The sequence below is a fragment of the Pseudomonas sp. HY7a-MNA-CIBAN-0227 genome, assembly GCF_040310325.1.
GTDB lineage: Bacteria > Pseudomonadota > Gammaproteobacteria > Pseudomonadales > Pseudomonadaceae > Aquipseudomonas.
Genome location: NZ_JBEOPT010000045.1, coordinates 1 through 400 on the forward strand (window position 1 = coordinate 1; position 400 = coordinate 400).

Annotated in this window: 1 protein-coding gene; it reads left to right on the forward strand. The window is 44.8% G+C overall.

The genetic code is table 11. The features are described from left to right. On the forward strand, positions 1–400 hold a 400-nt coding region (locus tag AAEZ06_RS26890; protein WP_350617109.1), incomplete at both ends, for a substrate-binding domain-containing protein.

The following is a 400-nucleotide window of genomic DNA, read 5'->3' on the forward strand; positions in this document are numbered from 1 at the left end:
GACCGGTGCGTATCAAAAAGCTGGACTCGATATCACCATGATTGAACCGACGGAGCATTATGATGGCTTTGCCGAGTTGCAAGCAGGCAATATCGACCTGCACGTCAATGAGCCGATTCATTTATTTGAACATTATTTTGATGACCTAAAAGCGCTCGGCTGTTTTTTTGTGACCGATGGCGGCGTGCTGATGAAGCAAAGTAGCATGGAGAAGCTACAGCAAAACCAGCCAATACGTATTACTACGCCAGCAGCCAATCCCATTACCAATAAAATCGGCTTTGAGATTCTGCATCGTTATGCCAAGCAGAATAACTTTGAATTGGATCGTAATAATGTTGAATTCGTCGAGACGGACTTTCAGCATTTAAAGCATTTGCAGGAAGGCGATGGCAACCCT